General features: G+C 62.3%; 21 protein-coding genes and 1 pseudogene. 13 read left to right on the forward strand and 9 right to left on the reverse strand.

Annotated features, from left to right (window positions below):
- Positions 1-22 precede the first annotated feature (22 nt).
- The 3 genes from rsmB to def are packed head-to-tail and all read right to left on the reverse strand — an operon-like array spanning position 23 to position 2852.
- Positions 23-1333, reverse strand: coding sequence for a 16S rRNA (cytosine(967)-C(5))-methyltransferase RsmB (gene rsmB / locus AC07N4_RS18335; RefSeq protein WP_493065566.1), 1311 nt, complete (start codon positions 1331-1333; stop codon positions 23-25).
- Complete coding sequence (gene fmt, locus AC07N4_RS18340) at positions 1330-2289, reverse strand: methionyl-tRNA formyltransferase (RefSeq protein WP_493065565.1); 960 nt, start codon at positions 2287-2289, stop codon at positions 1330-1332. The genes rsmB and fmt overlap by 4 nt, the downstream gene beginning before the upstream one ends.
- Positions 2290-2345: 56 nt before the next feature.
- Positions 2346-2852: a peptide deformylase gene (def, locus tag AC07N4_RS18345; protein ID WP_007954104.1), complete on the reverse strand. Its 507-nt coding sequence runs from the start codon at positions 2850-2852 to the stop codon at positions 2346-2348.
- A 170-nt stretch (positions 2853-3022) separates the two neighbouring features.
- Here def and AC07N4_RS18350 point away from each other — a divergent pair, with 170 nt between their 5' ends.
- From AC07N4_RS18350 to tsaC, 3 genes are all read left to right on the forward strand, one after another.
- The gene (locus tag AC07N4_RS18350; protein ID WP_493065564.1) at positions 3023-4048 is read left to right on the forward strand and encodes a LysM peptidoglycan-binding domain-containing protein; all 1026 of its coding nucleotides are present in this window, start codon (positions 3023-3025) and stop codon (positions 4046-4048) included.
- A 79-nt stretch (positions 4049-4127) separates the two neighbouring features.
- Positions 4128-5228 (forward strand): DNA-processing protein DprA, encoded by a 1101-nt coding sequence (gene dprA / locus AC07N4_RS18355; RefSeq protein WP_493065563.1) that lies wholly within the window; start codon positions 4128-4130, stop codon positions 5226-5228.
- A 54-nt stretch (positions 5229-5282) separates the two neighbouring features.
- Entirely contained in the window at positions 5283-5840 is a 558-nt protein-coding gene (gene tsaC, locus AC07N4_RS18360) for an L-threonylcarbamoyladenylate synthase type 1 TsaC (protein ID WP_096822394.1), read from the forward strand.
- A gap of 49 nt (positions 5841-5889) precedes the next feature.
- On the opposite strand, the gene AC07N4_RS18365 is transcribed toward tsaC, so the two are convergent.
- Complete coding sequence (locus AC07N4_RS18365; protein WP_493065562.1) at positions 5890-6867, reverse strand: NADPH:quinone reductase; 978 nt, start codon at positions 6865-6867, stop codon at positions 5890-5892.
- A 148-nt stretch (positions 6868-7015) separates the two neighbouring features.
- Here AC07N4_RS18365 and hemF point away from each other — a divergent pair, with 148 nt between their 5' ends.
- Entirely contained in the window at positions 7016-7930 is a 915-nt protein-coding gene (gene hemF, locus AC07N4_RS18370; protein ID WP_493065561.1) for an oxygen-dependent coproporphyrinogen oxidase, read from the forward strand.
- Positions 7931-7939: 9 nt separating this feature from the next.
- Complete coding sequence (gene aroE, locus AC07N4_RS18375; protein ID WP_493065560.1) at positions 7940-8761, forward strand: shikimate dehydrogenase; 822 nt, start codon at positions 7940-7942, stop codon at positions 8759-8761.
- 7 nt (positions 8762-8768) lie between these two features.
- Here aroE and AC07N4_RS18380 read toward each other — a convergent pair whose 3' ends face one another.
- The 3 genes from AC07N4_RS18380 to betC form a co-directional block, all read right to left on the reverse strand.
- The gene (locus AC07N4_RS18380; RefSeq protein WP_096822397.1) at positions 8769-10337 is read right to left on the reverse strand and encodes a SulP family inorganic anion transporter; all 1569 of its coding nucleotides are present in this window, start codon (positions 10335-10337) and stop codon (positions 8769-8771) included.
- 283 nt (positions 10338-10620) lie between these two features.
- On the reverse strand, positions 10621-11538 hold the full coding sequence (gene choX, locus AC07N4_RS18385; RefSeq protein ID WP_493065559.1) for a choline ABC transporter substrate-binding protein: 918 nt from the start codon (positions 11536-11538) through the stop codon (positions 10621-10623).
- 16 nt (positions 11539-11554) lie between these two features.
- A complete protein-coding gene (betC, locus tag AC07N4_RS18390) occupies positions 11555-13069 on the reverse strand; it encodes a choline-sulfatase (RefSeq protein ID WP_493065558.1) in 1515 nt (504 codons plus the stop codon).
- Positions 13070-13183: 114 nt separating this feature from the next.
- On the opposite strand from betC, the gene AC07N4_RS18395 reads away from it, so the two are divergent.
- Entirely contained in the window at positions 13184-14134 is a 951-nt protein-coding gene (locus AC07N4_RS18395; protein ID WP_102621175.1) for a choline sulfate utilization transcriptional regulator, read from the forward strand.
- A gap of 30 nt (positions 14135-14164) precedes the next feature.
- On the opposite strand, the pseudogene AC07N4_RS18400 reads toward AC07N4_RS18395, so the two are convergent.
- Positions 14165-14263 (reverse strand): annotated as a pseudogene (locus tag AC07N4_RS18400) (NADH-flavin reductase); the annotation flags it as partial.
- A 73-nt stretch (positions 14264-14336) separates the two neighbouring features.
- Here AC07N4_RS18400 and AC07N4_RS18405 point away from each other — a divergent pair.
- Entirely contained in the window at positions 14337-14663 is a 327-nt protein-coding gene (locus tag AC07N4_RS18405) for a DOPA 4,5-dioxygenase family protein (RefSeq protein ID WP_096822401.1), read from the forward strand.
- On the opposite strand, the gene AC07N4_RS18410 is transcribed toward AC07N4_RS18405, so the two are convergent.
- Positions 14664-15065 (reverse strand): GFA family protein, encoded by a 402-nt coding sequence (locus tag AC07N4_RS18410; protein WP_102621174.1) that lies wholly within the window; start codon positions 15063-15065, stop codon positions 14664-14666.
- A gap of 323 nt (positions 15066-15388) precedes the next feature.
- Between AC07N4_RS18410 and AC07N4_RS18415 the strand changes: the two genes are divergently transcribed.
- The 6 genes from AC07N4_RS18415 to AC07N4_RS18440 all read left to right on the forward strand — a co-directional run bounded on the left by AC07N4_RS18415 (position 15389) and on the right by AC07N4_RS18440 (position 23218).
- Entirely contained in the window at positions 15389-16696 is a 1308-nt protein-coding gene (locus tag AC07N4_RS18415) for a CitMHS family transporter (RefSeq protein WP_096822403.1), read from the forward strand.
- Positions 16697-16766: 70 nt separating this feature from the next.
- Positions 16767-17534 carry a TerC family protein gene (locus tag AC07N4_RS18420; RefSeq protein ID WP_096822404.1) on the forward strand — a complete coding sequence of 256 codons (768 nt, stop codon included), beginning with the start codon at positions 16767-16769 and terminating at the stop codon, positions 17532-17534.
- Between the two features lie 213 nt (positions 17535-17747).
- Positions 17748-19406: a Na/Pi cotransporter family protein gene (locus AC07N4_RS18425; RefSeq protein ID WP_273539402.1), complete on the forward strand. Its 1659-nt coding sequence runs from the start codon at positions 17748-17750 to the stop codon at positions 19404-19406.
- 95 nt (positions 19407-19501) lie between these two features.
- Positions 19502-20890, forward strand: a complete 1389-nt coding sequence (locus AC07N4_RS18430; RefSeq protein WP_493065557.1) for a M16 family metallopeptidase — start codon at positions 19502-19504, stop codon at positions 20888-20890.
- Positions 20891-20985: 95 nt separating this feature from the next.
- The gene (locus AC07N4_RS18435; protein ID WP_096822407.1) at positions 20986-22014 is read left to right on the forward strand and encodes a DUF5924 family protein; all 1029 of its coding nucleotides are present in this window, start codon (positions 20986-20988) and stop codon (positions 22012-22014) included.
- 55 nt (positions 22015-22069) lie between these two features.
- Positions 22070-23218 carry an ABC transporter permease gene (locus AC07N4_RS18440; protein ID WP_096822408.1) on the forward strand — a complete coding sequence of 383 codons (1149 nt, stop codon included), beginning with the start codon at positions 22070-22072 and terminating at the stop codon, positions 23216-23218.
- Positions 23219-23221 lie beyond the last annotated feature (3 nt).

The raw sequence follows: 23221 nt of genomic DNA on the forward strand, positions 1-23221 counted from the left end.
CCCGTCACTCCATTGAATCCGTTTAGCCGCGCGCGGCAGCGATCTTGATCAGCTTGGCGTAGTAGAACCCGTCATGCCCGCCCTGCTGGGCCAGCAATTGGCGACCATGGGGCTGCTTGATCCCGGCAGCGGTGGCCAGATCCAGTTCCCGGGCACCCGGCGTGCGCTCCAGGAATGCACCGATGACTTCGGTGTTCTCGGTCGGCAAGGTCGAGCAGGTGGCGTAGAGCAGGATGCCGCCCACTTCGAGGGTTTTCCACATGGCGTCGAGCAACTCGCCTTGCAGTTGCGCGAGGGCCGCGATGTCGTCGGCCTGACGGGTCAGCTTGATGTCCGGATGGCGGCGGATCACCCCGGTGGCCGAGCACGGCGCGTCGAGCAGGATGCGCTGGAACGGTTTGCCGTCCCACCATACCGCCGTGTCGCGACCGTCGGCGGCGATCAGTTCGGCGTTCAGGCCGAGGCGTTCGAGGTTTTCCTTCACCCGCACCAGACGCTTGGCTTCCAGGTCCACCGCGACCACGCCGGCCAGCGCCGGTTCGGCTTCGAGGATGTGGCAGGTCTTGCCGCCCGGTGCACAGCAGGCGTCCAGCACTCGCTGACCCGGTGCGAGATCGAGCAGGTCGGCGGCCAGTTGCGCGGCTTCGTCTTGCACGCTGATCCAGCCCTCGGCGAAACCCGGCAGGCTGCGCACGTCAGCGGCGGCGTCGAGGATGATGCCGTCGCGGCTGAAGGTGCACGGTTGCGCGGCGATGCCCGCTTCAATCAGCAGATCGAGGTAGGCGTCACGGCTGTGATGACGACGGTTGACCCGCAGAATCATCGGCGGATGCGCGTTGTTCGCCTCGCAGATGGCTTCCCACTGTTCAGGCCAGAAGGCCTTCAGGGATTTTTGCAGCCAGCGCGGGTGGGCGGTGCGCACTACCGGATCGCGCTCCAGTTCGGCGAAGATCGCCTCATGTTCGCGTTGGGCGTTGCGCAGTACGGCGTTGAGCAAGCCTTTCGCCCACGGCTTTTTCAGCTTGTCGGCGCAACCGACGGTTTCGCCGATGGCGGCGTGAGCCGGGACACGGGTGTAGAGCAACTGATAGAGACCGACCAGCAGCAGCGCCTCGACATCGGCGTCGGCAGCCTTGAACGGCTTCTGCAAAAGTTTTTCCGCCAGCGCCGACAAACGTGGCTGCCAGCGGGCGGTGCCGAACGCCAAGTCCTGAGTGAAGCCGCGATCGCGATCCTCGACCTTGTCCAGCTGCGTCGGCAGGGAGCTGTTGAGCGAAGCCTTGCCGCTCAGGACAGCGGCGAGTGCCTTGGCGGCGGCCAGACGCGGGTTCATTGCGCGTCCACCGCTGCGCCAAGCACCGTGCCGGTGGCGAATTTCTCACGACGGCTGTTGTACAGATCGCTGAAGTTCAGCGCCTTGCCGCCGGGCAATTGCAGGCGGGTCAGGCACAGCGCCTGTTCGCCACAGGCGACGAGCAGGCCGTCCTTGCTGGCGCCGAGGATGGTGCCCGGTGCGCCTTTGCCTTCGGCCAGTGTCGCCGCCAGCACTTTCAGCGCTTCGCCGTTGAGCGTGCTGTGGGTGATCGGCCATGGATTGAAGGCGCGGACCAGACGTTCCAGTTCGACGGCCGGACGGCTCCAGTCGATGCGCGCCTCGTCCTTGTTCAGTTTGTGCGCGTAGGTGGCGAGTTCATCGTTCTGCACTTCGCCTTCCAGGGTGCCAGCGGCCAGACCGGCAATCGCTTGCACGACGGCTGGCGGGCCCATTTCGGCGAGGCGGTCGTGGAGGCTGCCGCCGGTGTCTTCGGCGCTGATCGGGGTGACGACCTTGAGCAGCATCGGTCCGGTGTCCAGGCCCGCTTCCATGCGCATCACGGTCACGCCGCTTTCGGCGTCGCCTGCTTCGACGGCGCGCTGGATCGGCGCCGCACCGCGCCAGCGTGGCAGCAGGGAGGCATGGCTGTTGATGCAGCCCAGGCGCGGAATATCCAGCACCACTTGCGGCAGGATCAGGCCATAGGCGACCACCACCATCAAGTCAGGCTTGAGCGCTGCGAGCTCGGCCTGAGCGTCAGCGTTGCGCAGGGTCGGCGGCTGCAACACCTGGATATTGTTTTCCAGGGCGAGCTGTTTGACCGGGCTCGGCATCAGCTTTTGCCCACGACCGGCCGGACGATCCGGTTGGGTGTAGACCGCAACGATCTCGTAAGGGCTGTCCAGCAGGGCCTTGAGGTGTTCGGCGGCGAATTCCGGGGTGCCGGCAAAAACGATGCGCAGTGGCTCAGTCATGGGGGAGTCTCATAAAAAGAAAAAGGCTTGCCGCAGCAAGCCTTTGAAGAGGGGCATCAAGCGTTCTGGCGGTGCTGCTTTTCCAGTTTCTTCTTGATCCGGTCGCGTTTGAGCGTGGACAGGTAATCGACGAACAACTTGCCGTTGAGGTGGTCGCATTCGTGCTGGATGCACACGGCGAGCAGGCCTTCGGCGATCAGTTCGTAAGGCTTGCCGTCACGATCCAGAGCCTTGATCTTGACCTTCTGCGGGCGGTCGACGTTTTCGTAGAAACCCGGCACCGAGAGGCAGCCTTCCTGGTATTGCTCCATTTCGTCGGTCAGCGATTCGAACTCGGGGTTGATGAACACCCGCGGTTCGGTGCGGTCTTCGGAAAGGTCCATCACGACGATACGTTTGTGCACGTTGACCTGGGTCGCGGCAAGGCCGATGCCCGGCGCTTCATACATTGTTTCAAACATGTCATCGACCAGCTGACGCACTTCGTCGTCCACTACAGCCACAGGTTTGGCGATAGTGCGCAGACGCGGGTCCGGAAATTCGAGGATGTTCAAAATGGCCATAAGCTTGATTGCTGCACGTGTGAGGTAAAGTCGGGTCGATGGCCTGGCGGGTCCGAAGATGCAGGCTACCGTTGTGAAACGTAGCTCCTTGCTTTTAAGCATAGAGCAGGGAGCGAGCCACGGGGGCTCTGGCGTTTCACGCGAACGCACATAATAAAGGGATTCACCGCATGAGGAAATCACTACTCGCCCTGCTGTTTCTGGCCTCGGCCGGCACCGCGCACGGGCAAGTGCAACTCAAGGAAGGTTTTCCACAGCAATACACGGTGGTTTCAGGGGATACGCTCTGGGACATCTCCGGTAAATATTTGCGCGAACCCTGGCAGTGGCCGCAGCTGTGGCGGGCCAATCCGCAGATCGAAAACCCCAACCTGATCTATCCGGGCGACACGCTGACGCTCAGTTACGTCAACGGCCAGCCCCGCCTGACCCTCAATCGCGGGGCGTCGCGCGGCACCATCAAGCTGTCGCCACGGATCCGCAGCAGCCCGGTGGCCGAAGCGATCCCGAGCATTCCGCTCAAATCCATCAACAGCTTTCTGCTGAGCAACCGCATCGTCGACAAGGTCGAGGACTTCGACAAGGCGCCGTACATCGTTGCCGGCGATGCCGAGCGGGTGCTCAGCGGCACCGGCGACCGGATCTTCGCCCGAGGCCATTTCGATCCGAATCAGCCGGTCTACGGCATCTTCCGCCAGGGCAAGGTCTACACCGATCCGCAGAGCAAGGAGTTCCTGGGGATCAACGCCGACGACATCGGCGGCGGTGAGATCGTCGCCACCGAAGGCGACGTCGCCACCCTCGCCCTGCAACGCACGACCCAGGAAGTGCGCCTCGGCGACCGTTTGTTCAGCGGCGAAGAGCGTTCCATCAACTCGACCTTCATGCCCAGCGCGCCCACCACCGACATCAAAGGCCTGATCATCGATGTTCCGCGCGGCGTGACGCAGATCGGCGCGATGGACGTGGTGACGCTGAACAAGGGCAAACGTGACGGGCTGGCTGAAGGCAACGTGCTGGTGGTGATGAAAACAGGGGAAACCGTGCGTGACCGGATCACCGGCCAGCCGTTGAAAATCCCCGATGAACGCGCCGGATTGCTGATGGTGTTCCGCACCTACGACAAACTCAGCTACGGCCTTGTACTCAACGCATCGCGCTCGCTGGCGGTGCTGGACAAGGTGCGAAATCCTTAGCTGGCTTCACAAGTTACCAACAGACTTATCCACAGCTTGTTCCGAAAGGTTCGGGGCTTATAACGATCAAGGATGATCCATGATGATGCCTGTCTGTACGCCGGTTTCCCCTGCGGAACTGGAAGCGCGTTTGCGCCTGCACCGTTTGCCGGAAATCGGCCCGAAACGTTTTGCCCGGTTGCTCGAAGCGTTCGGCTCCGCCTCCAAGGCCATCAGTGCGCCGGCCAGTGCCTGGCGTTCACTGGGCTTGCCGGTGGCGAGCGCCGACGCTCGCCGTTGTCCTGAAGTGCGTGACGGCGCGAGCCGCGCATTGGCCTGGCTAGAGCGCCCGGGCCAGCATTTGCTGATGCTCGACCAGCCGGATTACCCGGCATTGCTGGCGCAGATTGCCGATCCGCCACCGCTGCTGTTTGTTGCCGGTGACCCGCTGACCCTGGAAAAACCGCAGCTGGCGATGGTCGGCAGTCGCCGCGCCTCACGTCCGGGCATGGACACCGCCACGGCGTTTGCCCGCAGCCTGGCCGGAGCCGGTTTCGTCATCACCAGTGGCCTGGCGTTGGGCATCGATGCCGCCGTGCATCAAGCCGCGCTCGACGTCGGCGGGCAAACCGTCGGTGTGCTGGGCACCGGCCTGGAAAAATTTTATCCACAGCGCAATCGGCGGCTGGCGGACACGATGATTGCCTCTGGCAGTGCGGTGATTTCGGAGTTTCCACTGGACGCCGGACCGACAGCGAGCAACTTCCCCAGGCGCAACCGGATCATCAGCGGTTTGTCCCTCGGCGTACTGGTGGTCGAGGCCAGTGTGGCCAGCGGTTCGTTGATCACCGCGCGACTGGCGGCGGAACAGGGTCGTGAGGTCTATGCGATTCCGGGCTCGATCCATCACCCCGGCGCGCGCGGTTGCCATCAACTGATCCGCGATGGTGCGGTGCTGGTGGAAACCATCGAGCACATCCTCGAGGCCCTGCGTGGCTGGCAGCACTTGTCGGTATCCACGACGACACCGGCTACGGACAATCCGTTGCTGCGCCTGCTGCACGCGGCGCCGCACACCAGCGAGGGCCTGGCCGACAGTAGTGGCTGGGCGTTGCCAAAAGTACTGGCGGCATTGACCGAACTGGAGATGGAGGGCCGCGCCGTGTGCGAAAACGGCCGCTGGTTTGCGCGGGTAAGCTAGGTTTTACATTGAAGATCGGTAAACTGCGCAAAACCTGTTTTCGGAGAGTTTTTCATGGTCAACAGTTGGCGTGTGCAACAAGCCGCACGAGAGATTCGCGCCGGGGCGGTGATTGCCTATCCAACCGAAGCCGTCTGGGGGCTGGGGTGCGATCCATGGAATGAAGAGGCGGTGGATCGCCTGTTGGCGATCAAGAACCGTTCGGTGGACAAGGGGTTGATTCTGGTCGCCGATAACATTCGCCAGTTCGATTTCCTGTTCGAGGATTTCCCCCAGGACTGGATCGATCGCATGGCCAGTACCTGGCCGGGGCCGAACACCTGGCTGGTGCCGCACCAGAACCTGTTGCCGGAGTGGGTGACCGGGGTGCATGACACCGTGGCTTTGCGGGTCAGCGATCATCCTCAAGTGCGGGACTTGTGCTCGCTGGTCGGACCGTTGATCTCGACCTCGGCCAATCCGCAAGGACGGCCGGCGGCGAAGAGTCGCTTGCGGGTCGAGCAGTATTTCCGTGGTCAGGTCGATCTGGTGCTGGGCGGAATGCTCGGTGGGCGCAAGAACCCGAGCCTGATTCGCGATCTGGCGACCGGCAAGGTTGTGCGCCCGTCCTGAAATCCGAAGAGCCTGGTGGCGGGGAGCTTGCTCCCCGCCACCATCGGTTTTATGGCAACAGAACAGTCGAACCCGTCGTGCGCCGCGCCGACAACTCGGTCTGCGCCTTCGCCGCATCCGCCAGTGCGTAACGCTGGCTGATATCCACTTTCAGCTTGCCGCTGGTGATCATCCCGAACAGCTCATCAGCCATACGCTGCAGGTTCTCGGCGTTGCTGGCGTAGGTCGCCAGCGTTGGCCGGGTCACGTACAGCGAACCCTTCGCCGCCAGAATCCCCAGGTTTACGCCGTCCACCGCGCCGGATGCGTTGCCGAAGCTCACCACCAGGCCACGGGGCGCTGCGCTGTCCAGCGAGGCCGGCCAGGTGTCCTTGCCGACGCCGTCGTAGACCACCGGGACTTTTTTCCCGTCGGTCAATTCCAGCACCCGCTGGGCGACGTTTTCGTGGCTGTAATCGATGGTTGCCCAGGCGCCATGGGCCTTGGCCAGTTCGGCTTTCGCTGGCGAGCTGACGGTGCCGATCAGTTTCACACCCAGCGCTTTCGCCCATTGGCAGGCCAGCAAACCGACGCCGCCGGCCGCTGCGTGGAACAGAATGGTTTCGCCGCCCTGCAGTTCATAAGTCTGACGCAGCAGGTACTGCACGGTCAGGCCCTTGAGCATCACGCCAGCAGCGGTTTCGAAGCTGATGGCGTCCGGCAGGTGCACCAGATTTGCTTCGGGCAAGACATGCACGTCGCTGTAGGCGCCCAGCGGGCCGCTGCCATAGGCCACACGGTCACCAACCTTGAACCGGGTGACGGCGCTGCCCACGGCCTCGACGATGCCTGCGCCTTCCGAGCCCACACCCGACGGCAATGCCGGTGGCGCGTACAGACCGCTGCGGTAGTAGGTATCGATGAAGTTCAGGCCGATGGCCTTGTTGCTCACGCGAACCTGCTGCGGGCCGGGCTCGGCAGGTTGATAGTCAACATACTCGAGCACTTCGGGGCCGCCATGGGCGCGGAACTGGATTCGCTTGGCCATCTGCCTACTCCTTGGGATGTTCTGAAAGGCCCCTATCGAACTCCCATGCTTGATCTTCGTCAACTGCGGCGTGCCGGCCTGCGATGGTATGCTACGCGCCCATTTGCGCGGGGCGCCGCGCAGTTACGCCCCGATCCAAGGTGATGCCATGACGACCCGCACCGACGCCGTAAAGGCCTATCTGCTCGACCTGCAAGACCGCATCTGCGCGGCGCTGGAATCTGAAGACGGCGGCACGCGCTTCGTCGAAGACGCCTGGACCCGTGCGGCCGGCGGTGGCGGTCGCACCCGGGTGATCGAGAACGGCACGGTGATCGAAAAGGGCGGCGTCAACTTTTCCCACGTCTTCGGCAGTGGCCTGCCACCGTCCGCCAGTGCCCATCGGCCGGAACTGGCCGGCCGCGGTTTTGAAGCCCTCGGCGTGTCGCTGGTGATCCACCCGCACAACCCGCATGTGCCGACGTCCCACGCCAACGTGCGCTTTTTCATCGCCGAGAAGGAAGGTGAAGAGCCGGTCTGGTGGTTCGGCGGTGGCTTCGACCTGACGCCGTACTACGGCAATGAAGAAGATTGCATCCACTGGCACCGCATTGCCGAGCAGGCCTGCGCGCCGTTCGGCCCTGATGTCTATCCGCGCTACAAGGCCTGGTGCGACACCTATTTCCACATCAAGCACCGCCACGAACCACGGGGCATCGGCGGTCTGTTCTTCGATGACCTGAACGAGTGGGACTTCGACACCAGCTTCGCCTTCATGCGCGCCATCGGCGATGCATATATCGACGCTTACCTGCCGATCGTGCAGCGCCGCAAGAACGATGCGTTCACCGCCAAGCAGCGCGAGTTCCAGGAATTCCGTCGCGGCCGCTACGTCGAGTTCAACCTGGTTTACGACCGTGGCACCCTGTTCGGTCTGCAATCGGGCGGGCGCACCGAGTCGATCCTCATGTCGCTGCCGCCGCAAGTGCGCTGGGCCTACGACTGGAAGGCCGAGCCGGGCAGCGAAGAAGCGCGCCTGACCGACTACTTCCTGCAAGATCGCGACTGGCTGGCCCAGGCCTGAGGATTTCTGATGGATCGTTACGTCGTTTTCGGTAACCCGATTGGCCACAGCAAGTCGCCGATGATTCACAAATTGTTCGCCGAGCAGACCGGGCAAAGCCTCGACTACAGCACCCTGCTGGCACCGCTGGACGATTTTTCCGGCTGCGCCACGGCGTTTTTCCAGGACGGTCGCGGCGCCAACGTGACCGTGCCGTTCAAGGAAGACGCCTATCGCCTGGCCAACAGCCTGACCGCTCGTGCCCAGCGCGCGGGTGCGGTGAACACCTTGAGCAAACTCGCCGACGGCAGCCTGCTCGGCGATAACACCGACGGTGCCGGGCTGGTGCGGGACCTGACGGTCAACGCCGGGTTCAGCCTCACCGGCAAACGCATTCTGCTGTTGGGTGCGGGCGGAGCGGTGCGCGGTGCGCTGGAGCCATTGCTGGCGGAGAAACCGGCCTCGGTGATCATCGCCAACCGCACGGTGGACAAGGCCGAGCTACTGGCCGAACTGTTCTGTGATCTGGGGCCGGTGTCGGCCAGCGGTTTCGACTGGCTGCGCGAGCCCGTGGACGTGATCATCAACGCCACCTCTGCCAGCCTCACCGGCGACGTGCCGCCGATTGCCGCGAGTCTGATCGAGCCGGGCAAGACCCTGTGCTACGACATGATGTACAGCAAGGAGCCGACCGCGTTCTGCCGCTGGGCCAGCGAGCACGGCGCGGGCGTGGTGATGGACGGGTTGGGCATGCTGGCCGAGCAGGCGGCGGAGGCGTTCTTCCTGTGGCGCGGAGTGCGTCCGGACACTGCGCCGGTTCTGGCGGAATTGCGTCGGCAGTTGGCGCTGTAAGGCACCTTCAGTCCTCGAAGCGGATCGGGCATTTCTCCGGCCCTTCGAGTTTGCGCAATTCCTCCACCACCTGCGGTCGCGCCTGACGCAAGGTCAGGCTGCGATCCTGGCGCAGCAGGCGCCGGGCCTCCTGATGCAGCATTTCCACACCTGAATAGTCGATGAAGTTGATCTGCTGCGCCTCGATCACCACCCGCGCGCCGTGCATCCGTTGCAGGCGCACTTGCAGGTAGTGGCTGGCGCCGAAAAAGATCGAGCCGCCGACCCGTAGCACATCGTCTTCGCCATCGCGCCAATGCTGCACTCTCGGCTGCGAAGTGCGCTTGAGGTAGAAAAACAGCGAGGCCAGCACACCGGCGTAAATCGCCGTCTGCAACTCCAGCAGCAAAGTGGCGACGCAGGTCAGGCCCATCACCACGAACTCTGCCCGGCTGACCCGCAACAGCGCACGAATGCCGCGATGATCCACCAGTCCCCAGGCGATCAACAGAATGCTGCCAGCCATGGCCGGAATCGGAATGTGCGCGATCAGCCCGGCACCGAAAATCGCGAACAACGCCACCCACAACGCCGAAAACACCCCGGCCAGCGGCGAACAGGCCCCGGCCTCATAGCTCAGCCCGGAACGGGTGAACGAGCCGGCGGACAATGATCCCGAAAAGAACGCCCCGACAATGTTCGAAAGACCCTGAGCGCGGACTTCCTGATTGGCATCGAGCAGCTGTTGCGAGCGTGCGGCAATCGAGCGGGCAATCGACAGGCTGGTGACCAACCCGAGCATACCCACCGCCACGGCGCTGGGCAGCAGGCGCAGGACCAGATCCATATCCAGCGGCAACCCGCTGAACGGCGGCAGACGCCCGACAAAAGCGCTGACCAACTGAACATGGCCGAACATCGCCGGCCACAGCCACACCACCAGGCTGCCGAGCACCAAGGTCATCAACAGCGTCGGCCAACGCGGCAGCCATTGTTTGAGCAGCGCACCGATCACCACTGTGGCGACACCGAGGGCCAGTGACGGTTTATCCACAGCCCCGAGATGACGCAGCAAATCCATCAGGCTGGCCAGCGCCGTCGCCTTGGCCGGCAGGTCCAGCCCCAGCAGGTTCGGCAACTGCCCGATGGCAATCACCACCGCCGCCCCGAGGGTGAAACCCAGCACCACCGAGTGCGAGACGAAATTCACCAGCGCGCCGAAGCGCAACAGGCCGAGCAACCACTGGAAAATCCCCGCGAGGAAGGTCAGCAGCAGGATAAGGGTGATGTAGTCCTGCGATGCCGGCACGGCCAGTGGGCTGACACTGGCGAACAGCACAATCGAAATCGCCGCCGTCGGCCCGCAGATCAGATGCCACGACGAGCCCCACAGGCAGGCGATCAGTACCGGGATGATCGCGGCATAGAGGCCGTATTCGGGTGGGAGACCGGCGATCAGGGCGTAGGCAATCGACTGGGGCAACGCGAGAATCGCGCCGCTGAGGCCGACGACCAGATCCCGCCCGACGCTGGCGCGGGTCTGCCGGGGCAGCCAGGTCAGGAAGGGGAACAGTGAGCGGCGGCTGGGGAGGGCCATGGTTCCTCTCGGTTTGCGGGAATGGTGCAAGGGTAACAGGGTGGTTTCGGAGTCGTTGTGTGTCAGTTGAATCCTTTCCCCTCACCCTAGCCCTCTCCCGGAGGGAGAGGGGACTGACCGAGGAGGATGGTCCATCTACATCGACCTGAAAAATCAAAGTCGAGCTCAGGATTTGAAAGGCGCGAAGATCGGCTCCCTTTCCCCCTCGCCCCCCTTGGGGGGAGAGGGCTGGGGTGAGGGGGGAAAAGATCTAGAGCGAACTCGGGAGTTCAGCACGCCGCGATCAAAGCTTGGCTTTGACGGCCGGCAACGCGTCTTTTCCATCCATGGTTTTCACACCATCGAGCCACTTGTCCAACACCGCCGGATTCGCCTTGATCCACGCCTTCACCGCATCGGCATTGCTGACCTTCTTGTTCACCACCTCGGCCATGATGCTGTTCTCCATCTCCTGAGTGAACGAAAGATTGGTCAGCAATTTACCCACATTCGGACAGGCCTCGGCGTAGCCCTTGCGGGTCAGGGTGTAGACGCTACCCGTGTCGCCGAAGTATTTCTCGCCGCCCTTGAGGTAATGCATTTTCAGCTGCACGTTCATCGGGTGCGGGGTCCAGCCGAGGAAGGTGACGAATTTCTGCTTCTTCACTGCCCGCGAGACTTCGGCCAGCATCGCCTGTTCGCTGGACTCGATCAGCTTCCACTGGCCGAGGTCGAAGTCGTTCTTCTTGATGATCTCTTGCAGTGAGATGTTCGCCGGCGCGCCGGAGCCGATGCCGTAGATTTTCTTCTCGAACTTGTCCGCGAATTTGTTCAGGTCGGAAAAGTTATGCACACCCGCATCCCACACGTAATCCGGTACGGCCAGGGTGAATTCGGTGCCGTCGAGGTTCTTCGCCAGTTGGGTGACGTCGCCGGTGGCCACGAACTTGTCGTAGAAGCCCTGCTGCGCCGGCATCCAGTTGCCGAGGAACACGTCGACCTGACCGTCCTTCAAGCCGCCGAAGGTGATCGGCACCGCGAGCGTGTCGACCTTGGCCTTATAGCCCATGCCATCCAGCAGAAACCCGGTGATGGCGTTGGTCGCGGCGATGTCGCTCCAGCCGGGGTCGGCCATTTTCACCGTGTCGCAGCTCTCGGCGAACGCGGATGCGCTGCCCAGTGCCAGCAGGCTGACCGTCACGATTGTGGATAACTTGACCATGGACTTCCCCTTAACGTTATTGGTTTTGGCAGGGTTGTGGATAACGGGCTTTGCGCTCCAGGTCATCGAGGTCGATGTGGTTGCGCATGTACTGCTGACTGGCATCCACCAGCGGCTGGTGGTCCCAGCTCTTCAGCTTGCCGAGGGTCAGCGCCCCGGCGACGAAGCGCCGGCGCCGCTGGCTTTCGAGCACCTTGCGGTGGATCGCCGGGATGTCCCACTTGGCCCGCGCTTCGGCGAGAAAATCGTCGAACAGCTGGCGATGTTGCGGTGATTGGCTGAGTTCTTCCTGCTCACGTGGATCGTTATCCACATCGAAGAGTAGGCAAGGGTCGGTTTCGCTGTAGATAAATTTGAAGGCGCCACGCCGGATCATCATCAGCGGGCTGACGGTGCCTTCGGCCATGTATTCGCCGAACACTTCGTCATGACCGCCCTGCCCTTGCAGGTGCGACACCAGCGAGCGGCCGTCCAGCGGCAGATTCGCTTCCAGGCTGCCACCTGCCAGTTCCACGAAGGTCGGCAACAGGTCGGCGGTGGACACTGCGGCGCCTACACGGCCTGCATTGAACTGACCGGGCGCACTTATCAACAGGGGCACCCGGGCGGCCATTTCGAACCAGTGCATTTTGTACCAGAGTCCACGCTCGCCGAGCATGTCGCCATGGTCGCCGGAGAACACGATGATGGTGTCGTCCGTCAGCCCGCATTCGTCGAGGGTTTGCAGGAGTTTGCCGACGTTGGCGTCGATATAGCTGCACGCACCGAAGTATGCCCGGCGCGCGTCGCGAATCTTATCCACAGGCAGCGGCTTGTTCCACAGGTCGTAGACCTTGAGCAAACGCTGGGAATGCGGGTCGAGTGAATGCTGATCCGGCGTTGTCGGAAGCGGGATATCCGCATCGTCGTACAAATCCCAGAACGCCTTGGGAATCGTGTACGGGTCGTGGGGGTGAGTCATCGACACGGTCAGGCAGAACGGCTGGTCGCCGTCCTCGCGGATATGATCGAACAGGTACTGCTGAGCCTTGAACACCACCTCTTCGTCGAAGTCGAGCTGGTTGGTACGCACGCACGGCCCGGCCTGCAACACCGAAGACATGTTGTGATACCAGCTCGGCCGCACATCGGGCTCATCCCAGTTCACTGCCCAGCCGTAGTCGGCCGGATAGATGTCGCTGGTCAGGCGCTCTTCGTAGCCGTGCAGTTGATCCGGCCCACAGAAATGCATCTTGCCCGACAGCGCGGTGCGATAGCCGAGGCGGCGCAGGTAATGGGCGTAGGTCGGAATGTCGGCGGGGAAATCGGCGGCATTGTCGTAGGCGCCGATCTTGCTCGGCAACTGGCCACTGACCAGGGTGAAACGCGACGGCGCGCACAGCGGGCTGTTGCAATAAGCGGCGTCGAACACCACGCCTTGTTCGGCGAGGCGGCTGAGGTTCGGCAGTTTGATCGGCGACGGGCCGTAGAACGGCAACATTGGCGCGGCCATTTGATCGGCCATGATGAAGAGAATGTTCTTGCGCTTCATGTGATCGCGGCATTCCATAGTGAATATTTATGCGACATTGCTGCGATCGAGCATGGATTCCCCGCAATATCCGGTAAAGCCCGCGCCGGACAATGACTAGGATAAGCACAGCTTATGTATGACGCCCTCGGTGATTTGTCCCTCGACCTGCTGCGCGCCTTCGAGGCAGCAGCCCGTCATCGCAGTTTTACCGCGGCGGCGGTGGAGCTTGGGACCACCCAGCCGGCGATCAGTCAGCAGATCAAACGGCTGGAGGAACAGCTGGGGACGCGACTGTTCGACCGGATCTACCGAGGTATCGAACTGACGGAGGTCGGTTCGATCCTTTTCGAGCAAGTCACCCTCGGTTTGCAGAATATCGACGCAGGATTGAGCGCGATCAGCGCACAACAGCAGCATGAAGTGCTGCAGGTCGCCACCGACTTCGCCTTCGCTGCGTACTGGCTGATGCCGCGTCTGCATCGTTTTCACGAAGCCAATCCGCAGGTCGATGTCAGCCTGGTCACCAGCGAGCGCAATCACAATATGCTGCGCCCGGATATCGACGTTGCCGTGCTGTTCGGCGACGGTCGCTTCAAACAGGGCGAAAGTCATTGGCTGTTCAGCGAAGAAGTGTTCCCGGTGTGCAGCCCGCAATTGCTCAAGGATCGCGCCCGGCCCCTGCCGGCCCAGGCCTTGCTGGAGTTTCCGCTGCTGCATCTGCGCGGCGAGAACAGCAGCAACTGGTTCGACTGGAGCGGCCTGTTCCGCGAACTCGGCATCAATACGCCGCCGGCGCCGGGGCAACTGCGTTTCGATAACTACACCTTGCTGATCCAGGCGGCGATTGGCGGTCAGGGTGTGGCCATCGGCTGGCGGCACCTTGTGGATAACTTGCTGGCGCAGGGTCTGTTGTGCCGGCCGATTGCCGAGACCACCCTCTCCCGCCTCGGTTATTACGTGGTGCTGCCGCAGCGCAAACGCCGAGGGGCGTTGATTCAGCAGTTTGTCGATTGGTTGATGGCCGAGCAGGCCAGCAGCGCGCAGTCGCTGACGGGAATGGAGTTGCCTTCGATCGCCGTTTGATCAGGTGTCCGACGCCGCGACAAAACTCACGTGCACGCCCAGCAGCCGTTCAGCCATCAACGCACTGCCCAGGCTACTCATGGCACCATAGAGCACCACTTTCACCACTGGGGTTTCGGCATTTTTCATGGCTGAGGTCCCTTTGTTTTCCCTTGTAGGGCGTGTGACATACGAGGGTTCGAACCGATTCAGAGGTTTTGCGATGCAGACGATCAAGGGTTATCACGCCCACGTTTATTACGACGCCAGCACGATCGAACAGGCGCGGGCGCTGTGTGAGCAGGCGGCGGCGTTGTTTCCATTGAAGATGGGCCGCGTGCATGAACGCCCGGTCGGCCCGCACCCGGACTGGAGCTGCCAACTGGCCTTCGGCCCGGAGCTGATCGGCGACGTATTGCCGTGGCTGGCGCTCAACCGCAAGGGGCTGGTGGTGTTCCTGCACCCGGACACCGGCGATGACTTGCTGGACCACACCGAGCACGCGATCTGGATGGGCGCGATGCGGCCGCTGGATCTGTCTATTTTTTAATCAGATGGTTTCTTCAGGCTCGCCTGGCAGATGTTCATCCAGATGCAGCCACGGCAACTGGCTGTCGGTCCAGATGTGCCGCTCGGCGGCGGCTTGTTCCGGGTGATCCAGCGTGGCGACCGTCAGATCGATGCTCTCGGGGCTGAGCAACGTCACCAGCGCCAGTTGCGCGCCGCAGTTCGGGCAGAAGAACCGTGCGCAACTCGTCGAGGAGTCGTAGCGCGAAGGTGTCCCGGCCAGCCACTGGAAGTTCGTCGCCGGCAGCGTGATCCAGGTGGTGACGATGCCACCGCTGACCCGCCGGCAGATCGAGCAATGACAGTGGGCGATGTCCTGCAGCGTTCCGCTGAACTGATAGCGGATATGTCCGCAATGGCAGCCGCCGCTGTGCAATTCACTCATCGTCCCGCCCTCCCGTTCCCGTGTTCATTGACTCTAGCCGCATCCGACGGCCGGTTGACCATTCGCCCAAAGCTTTCAGCGGCGAAAGGTAGCTGAAAGGTTCCCCGATTAGGATCGCCGCCACTACCGGCAACAGACCGGTTGGCCAACGTGTGTGATTGCTCGCACGTCAGGCCCAATTAACAACAACAATGGTGATTCTGATGTCCTCTGTTACCCGCCTCCTCGCTCCAACTCCGCCCGTACGTCTCGTGCTTCCCGTTCTGCGCTGATCTCGCCCGATCCGCTCACTTACCTAGCCGCGCTACGCCTGGAGTATTCCCATGCTGACTTTCCTTGGCTTCGCCATGGTCATCACGTTCATGTTCCTGATCATGACCAAGCGCCTGTCTGCGCTGATCGCTCTGATCATCATCCCGATCCTGTTCGCCCTGTTCGGTGGTTTCGCGCCGAAGATCGGCCCGATGATGCTCGAAGGTATTACCAAGCTTGCGCCGACCGGCGTGATGCTGATGTTCGCCATTCTGTATTTCGCCCTGATGATCGACTCCGGCCTGTTCGACCCGGCCGTGCGCAAGATCCTCAAACTGGTCAAGGGCGACCCGCTGAAAGTTTCGGTCGGCACCGCCGTACTGGCGCTCGTCGTTTCCCTCGATGGTGACGGCGCGACCACTTACATGATCTGCGTGGCCGCCATGCTGCCGCTCTACAGCCGCATCGGCATGAGCCCGCGGATCATGGCCGGTCTGATCATCCTCGCCGGCGGCGTGATGAACATGACCCCCTGGGGCGGCCCGACCGCCCGTGCCGCCAGTGCGCTGCACGTGGACCCGTCGGACATCTTCGTGCCAATGATCCCGGCGATGGCTGCCGGTGTGGTGGCGATCCTGATCATTGCCTACTTCTACGGCAAACGTGAACGTGCGCGTCTGGGTGAACTGCACCTGATCGGCGACGAAATCGATCACAGCGAAATCAGCGTGTCGCAATTCCCGGATGCCCGCCGTCCGAAGCTGATCTGGTTCAACGGTCTGCTGACCCTGGCGCTGATGTGCACCCTGATCGCCGGCCTGCTGCCGCTGCCGGTGCTGTTCATGGTGGCGTTCAGTATTGCAATGATCGTCAACTACCCTTGCCTGCAACAGCAGAAAGACCGCGTCGCGGCTCACGCCGGCAGCGTGCTGTCGGTGGTCAGTCTGATCTTCGCGGCAGGCATCTTCACCGGTATCCTGTCGGGCACCGGCATGGTAGATGCCATGTCGAAAAGCCTGCTGGCGGTGATCCCTGATTTCCTCGGCCCGTACCTGGCGGTGATCACGGCGCTGGTGAGCATGCCGTTCACGTTCTTCATGTCGAACGACGCGTTCTACTACGGCGTGTTGCCGGTGTTGTCCGAAGCGGCCAGCCATTACGGCATCACTGCGGTGGAAATGGCCCGTGCCTCGATTGTCGGCCAGCCGGTTCACCTGCTGAGCCCACTGGTGCCGTCGACGTATCTGCTGGTCGCACTGGCCGGGATCGAGTTCGGCGATCACCAACGTTTCACCCTGAAGTGGGCAGTGCTGGTTTGCCTGTGCATACTGGTCGCAGCCTTGCTGTTGGGGACTTTCCCGCTGTTCAGCACTTTGTAACGGCATCAACTCAACCAAACGCCAGCTGTCTGCTGGCGTCTTGGTTTAACACACGCTCAAAGGAATACACATGGAATGGCTGACCAACCCTGAGATCTGGGTTGCCTTCTTTACCCTGACCGCCCTGGAAATCGTTCTGGGCATCGATAACATCATCATGATTTCGATCCTGGTCAGCCGCATGCCCAAACACATGCAGCAGCGCACCCGGATCTTCGGTCTTGGCCTGGCCATGATCACGCGGATCCTGTTGTTGCTGTCGATCACCTGGGTCATGCGCCTGACCGCCGACCTGTTCGTGGTGTTCGGCCAGGGCATTTCCGGACGTGACCTGATCCTGTTCTTCGGTGGCCTGTTCCTGCTGTGGAAAAGCTCCCAGGAGATGTACCACGCGCTGGAAGGTGAAGACGAAAGCGACGACACGCCTGGCGGCAAGGGCGGCAACTTCCTCTACACCATCATCCAGATCGCGATCATCGACATCGTGTTCTCGCTGGACTCGGTGATCACTGCTGTCGGCATGGTGTCCCATGTGCCGGTCATGGTCGCGGCGATCATCGTGGCGGTGCTGGTGATGATGCTGGCCTCGGGCAAGATCAGCGAGTTCATCGACAAGCACCCGTCGCTGAAAATGCTCGCGTTGTCGTTCCTGCTGGTGGTCGGCACCGTGCTGATCGCCGAAGCGTTCGACGTGCATGTACCGAAGGGCTACGTCTACTTCGCCATGGCGTTCTCGCTGGCGGTCGAAGCGATCAACATCAAGCTGCGCGGCGCGATGGCCAAGAAGAAACAACAGCAGGATCCGGTGAAACTGCGCAAGGATATTCCGGGTCAGTAACCCGAACGCTGCGCAAAAGATCAAAGGGCCTTCGGGCCCTTTTTTCATGGCCGCATGAAGCTGTTTTCATGACGCTTTTGTTTCAATCCGCACTTTAGCTGTGCAATGCTGGCGCCCGGACCGTTAGCCAACTACAGCTTAAGAACAACACGTAGAAACCGCGCGGTATCGTCAACTTGCCCCTTTGGGGCGCTGCAACTACAGGGGGTCTGCATGCTCACCCTGCTCAATTTGCTTTCTGCCGTGGCCCTGCTGATCTGGGGCACGCACATCGTTCGAACCGGCATCCTGCGGGTGTACGGCGCCAATCTGCGCCATGTGATCGGCCAGAACATGTCCAGGCGCTGGCTGGCCTTCATCGCCGGTATCCTTGTGACCGCGATGGTGCAGAGCAGTAACGCCACCGCCATGCTCGTGACCTCCTTCGTCGGCCAGGGCCTGATGGCGTTGACCCCGGCCCTGGTGACCATGCTCGGGGCCGACGTCGGTACGGCGCTGATGGCGCGGGTGCTGACGTTCGATCTGTCGTGGCTGTCGCCGCTGCTGATTTTCCTCGGGGTGATTTTCTTTCTGTCGCGCAAGCAGACGCGGCTCGGGCAGATGGGCCGCGTGGCCATCGGGCTGGGGCTGATCATTCTGGCGCTGCAATTGATCGTCGAGGCCGCCGGGCCGATCACGCACGCAAAAGGTGTGAAGGTCATCTTCGCCTCGCTGACCGGCGACATTCTGCTCGACGCCCTGGTCGGCGCGTTGTTCGCGATGATTTCCTACTCAAGCCTCGCCGCCGTGCTGCTGACCGCGACGCTGGCCGGGGCCAATGTGATCAGCCTGCCGGTGGCGATCGGTCTGGTGATTGGCGCCAACATCGGCAGTGGCGTGCTGGCATTCATGAGCACCAGCATGCAGAACGCCGCCGGCCGGCAAGTGGCGCTGGGCAGCCTGTTGTACAAGCTGATCGGCCTGTTGCTGATCATTCCGGTGCTCGACCCGCTGGTGCACTGGATCGACAGCCTGGATTTCAGTCCGCAGGAAATGGTCATCGGCTTCCACCTGCTCTACAACACCGTGCGCTGCCTGATCCTGGTGCCAACCGTCGCGCCCATGGCGCGGCTGTGCGCCTGGCTGTTGCCGGAGCGCCCGGAGGTCAACGGCACCGCCAAGCCACGTCATCTCGACCCGACAGCGCTGGTCACGCCGAGCCTGGCGCTGGCCAACGCTGCCCGGGAAACCCTGCGCATGGGTGATCTGATCGACAACATGCTCGACGCGACCCTCGATGTACTGCGCGGCAAACAGACCGCCGTCACCATGGAAATGCGCAAGCTGACCGATGACGTCGAAGCGCTGTACAGCGCGATCAAGCTGTATCTGGCGCAAATGCCCCGTGAAGATCTTGGCGAGCAGGACAGTCGGCGCTGGGCGGAAATCATCGAGCTGGCGATCAACCTCAAACTTGCCAGCGACCTGATCGAACGCATGTTGCGCAAGGTGCAGCAGCAGAAGACCTCCCAGCGCCGCTCGTTTTCCGAGGACGGGCTGGAAGAACTGGCCGGGCTGCACAGCCAGTTGATCTCCAATCTGCGGCTGGGGCTGTCGGTGTTCCTCAGCGGTGACAAGGAAAGCGCCCGCCAGTTGCTGCGCGAGAAACGCCGCTTTCGCGCGCAGGAGCGGCGTCTGGCCCATGCGCATGTCAGCCGTTTGCAACGCAAGATCGTGCAAAGTATCGAGACCAGTTCGCTGCACCTGGAGTTGATTGCCGACATGAAACGCTTGAATTCGCTGTTCTGCAGCAGTGCCTACGTGGTGCTGGAAACCGCCGATACCGGAGCGCTCGAGACCGACGATATGGCGGACATCACGCATTCGCCTTGAACGTCTGGGGCTGTGGTCAGTCAGTAACTCAAGGTTCAGCCTCACGGCCGGACTGACCAACACGGATCTCCGATTCAGCTGTATGGAAGCTCGTTATGCGTTGCCTGTTGTTCGCTTGTCTGTTGCTCGGTTCCCTGCCCGCCCTCGCCCTGGATCGCTTTCAGGTCGAAGGCTATGCCCTGCCCAACGGCCTGCAATTGCTGCTCAAGCCCGGCACTGAACGCGGGCATGTGGCGATCAGGCTGGTGGTGGGCGTCGGTCTCGATGACTTCGACTGCAATGAGAAAGAACTGCCGCACCTGCTCGAACACCTGTTGTTCAGCGGCATCGACGCCACCGGCGAAGGTGGCCTCGAAGAGCGCATGCAGGCCCTCGGCGGCGACTGGAACGCCTTTACCAGCAACGCCGACACCACGTTCGTGATCGAAGCCCCGGCGAAAAACCAGCGCAAGGTCCTCGACCTGCTGCTGGATCTGCTGACCCAGACCCGCTTCGACGACAACGCGATCAACGCCGCCAAACGGGTGGTCGAGCGCGAGGACGGCGGGCATTACACCCGCCTGCAACGCTTTCTCGACCGCCAGGACCTGGGCCACACCGCGAGCAATCAACTGGCGGTCGAGCTGGGCCTGAAATGTCCGCAACGGGCCGAGGTCGACGGTCTGACCCGCGCGCAACTGGAGAAGGTGCGCAAGGCCTGGTACGCACCGAACAACATGACCCTGATCGTCGTTGGCGATCTCGACAAGCTGCTGCCGGCCTATCTGGAGCGGGCGTGGGGCGCGCTGGAAGCGGTCGACCCGAGCGAACACCGACCCTTGCCCGACATCCGCGCCAGCGCCGCCCATGAACGCACGATCACTCGCGGTTTCATCGGCAACAGCGCCAAGCTGCACTGGCTGGTGCCGGAGCCGGTGCTGGACGATCAGTACGACCAGACCTTCGACCTGCTCAAGGAGTACCTGGAGTGGGCGCTGTACCGCCAACTGCGCCTGAACCATGGTCTGTCCTACGGCCCGTGGGCCGAGCGCGAGGTGTTCGGCGGCGTCGGTTTCATGAGCCTGAACGCCGATCTGGATCGCGGTGATATCGCCGAAGCCGAGCAGGTGCTGGAAGACCTCAAGGCCGACCTGCTGAAAAACGGCCTCGACGCCGACACCTTCAATCGCCTCAAACAGGCGGCTATCGCCCATCAGGCCTGGGCCGTGCAGGGCAACAGTGCCATGGCCGACTATTACTGGAGCGCCCTGGGCGACTACGAGGACGGCCGTTTCGCCGACCCTGCCCTGGAACTGCAAGGCGTGACGCTGGAAGCGGCGAACAAGGCCATGCGCGAATTGCTGCTGCAGCCGGGATACCTGCGGATCGAGAAGCCCTTGCTCAGTGATGACGAGGTGCTGTGGCTGATTGCGGGCGGGCTGGGTGTACTGCTGCTGATTCTGTTCGGCTGGCGACTGCATCGTCGTCCCCCGGCCAAGCCGTGATCCCGTGGGTTTTTACTGATCGGCAGCCTCGCCACGGGGCCCGGCGGGCGGTACTCTGTCGAGGTTTTTTTCCTCGACTGTCGTGAACCGCCCAAATGCTCAAATTGACCCTCCTGATCCAGCGCATCCTCGAACTGATGAAGCGCTACCCCGGGGTCATTGCGCTCGGTGGTTTCATCTCCGGGGTCGGCAGTTTCATCCTGGTCGACCGGCAACAGGGGCTGGCGAGCTGGATCACCACGATCATGCTGCTGAGCTGGATCTGGCTGATGCTGGAAAACAGCCTGACCGAGCTGTTCACGCGGGTCTTCAAACGGGAAATCCCTCAGCCGCTGCTGCGTTACGCGACGCAGATGATCCACCAGGAAAGCCTGTTTTTCGTCCTGCCGTTCTTCTTCATCACCACCACCTGGAACAGCGGCCAACTGGTGTTCACCGGCCTGCTGTGCATCGCCGCGCTGATCTCGATCGTCGATCCGCTCTACTACAAATGGCTGGCGCCGCGGCGCTGGGCGTTCCTCGCGCTGCACACCCTGACCCTGTTCGCCGCCCTGCTCACCGCCTTGCCGGTGATCATGCACCTGACCACGTCGCAGAGCTTCAAATGGGCGCTGGGGACGGCCGTGGTGCTGTCGTTTCCGAGCCTGGCGTCGATCTTTCCGATCCGCACCGTACGCAATGCGCTGGCGATCCTCAGCATCACCATCGGTATCGGCGGCGTAGGCTGGGTCCTGCGTTCGTGGGTGCCGCCAGCGACACTGTGGATGACTGACGTGGCGATCAGCACCCAGTTGCAGGATCGCACCCCCGGCGCCAGCCTCGAACAAGTCAGCGCCGAGCAGATCCGTGGCGGTGGGCTCTACGCCTACACCGCGATCAACGCACCGCGCGGGCTCGATGAGCGGATTTACCACGTGTGGCAGTTCAACGGCAAAGAGGTCGACCGGATCGCCCTCGACATTCATGGCGGGCGCAAGGAAGGCTACCGGGCGTGGACCCACAAGCAGGTTTTCCCTGGCAACCCGGTCGGTGACTGGCAGGTGCGAGTGCTGACCGAAGACGGCCAGGTGATCGGCGTTCTGCGTTTCGAAGTCACGGACAGCACACCGACCAAAGAAAAGTAATCCGGTTCGTGCTATTACGTAGGTTCGCGAATTTAGCCGAACAAGCACGGAGCTTATGACCAGCAGCTCGATGACCGGTAATGCCCGACTGGACACCTCGATCACCCCTGCCCGCCTGCGGGTCACCGGGGACTGGACGCTTGCTCATTACGCCGAGCTCAAGCACCTGAGCGAAACGCTCCGCGGTCAGTACGACGCCAGCACTCCCATCGACCTCAACGGCCTCGGCGCCCTCGACACCGCCGGCGCTTCGCTGCTGGTGGAGCTGCTTGGCTCCGAGCGACTGGGCAAATCCGCCGAACACCCCGATTGCACGATTTCCACTGCCGACCGCGCGTTGCTGCAAACCGTGTATCGCTCGCTGACTGATTTCTGCGTACCGATCAAGGAACCGGAAATCAGCGTCAGCGTGCAGCTGCTGACGCGTATCGGCCGGGCTGTCGATACGGTCTGGCAAGACACCCTGCAACTGCTCGGCTTCGTCGGCCTGATCCTCGAAACCATCGCCCGCAGCCTGTTCCGGCCCAAGCGCTGGCGGATCACGCCGATGATCGCGCACATCGAACAGACCGGCCTCGACGCCGCGCCCATCGTGGCGCTGCTGACCTTTCTGGTCGGCGCCGTGGTGGCGTTCCTTGGGGCGACGGTGCTGGCCAGTTTCGGCGCCAGCGTGTTTACCGTGGATCTGGTGGGTTTCGCCTTCCTGCGCGAATTCGGCGTGTTGCTTACGGCGATCCTGATGGCCGGCCGCACCGCCAGTGCCTTTACCGCACAGATCGGCTCGATGAAGGCCAACGAGGAAATCGACGCCATTCGCACCCTCGGCCTCGACCCCATGGAGCTGCTGGTGGTGCCGCGCGTGCTGGCCTTGCTGGTGGCGCTGCCGATGCTGACCTTTCTGGCGATGATCTGCGGGATCATCGGTGGCGCCGTGGTCTGTGCGGTGTCGCTGGATATCTCGCCGGCGATGTTCCTGTCGCTGCTGCAAAGCGACATAGGGATTCAACATTTCCTGGTTGGCCTGGTCAAAGCTCCGATCTTCGCGTTCCTGATTGCCGCCATCGGTTGTCTGGAAGGCTTCAAGGTCAGCGGCAGCGCCGAATCGGTCGGCGCCCACACCACCTCCAGCGTGGTGCAATCGATCTTTGTGGTGATCGTGCTCGATGCGGTCGCCGCGCTGTTCTTCATGGAGATGGGCTGGTGAGTC

It is taken from the genome of Pseudomonas sp. GW821-FHT09E04 (assembly GCF_059416185.1).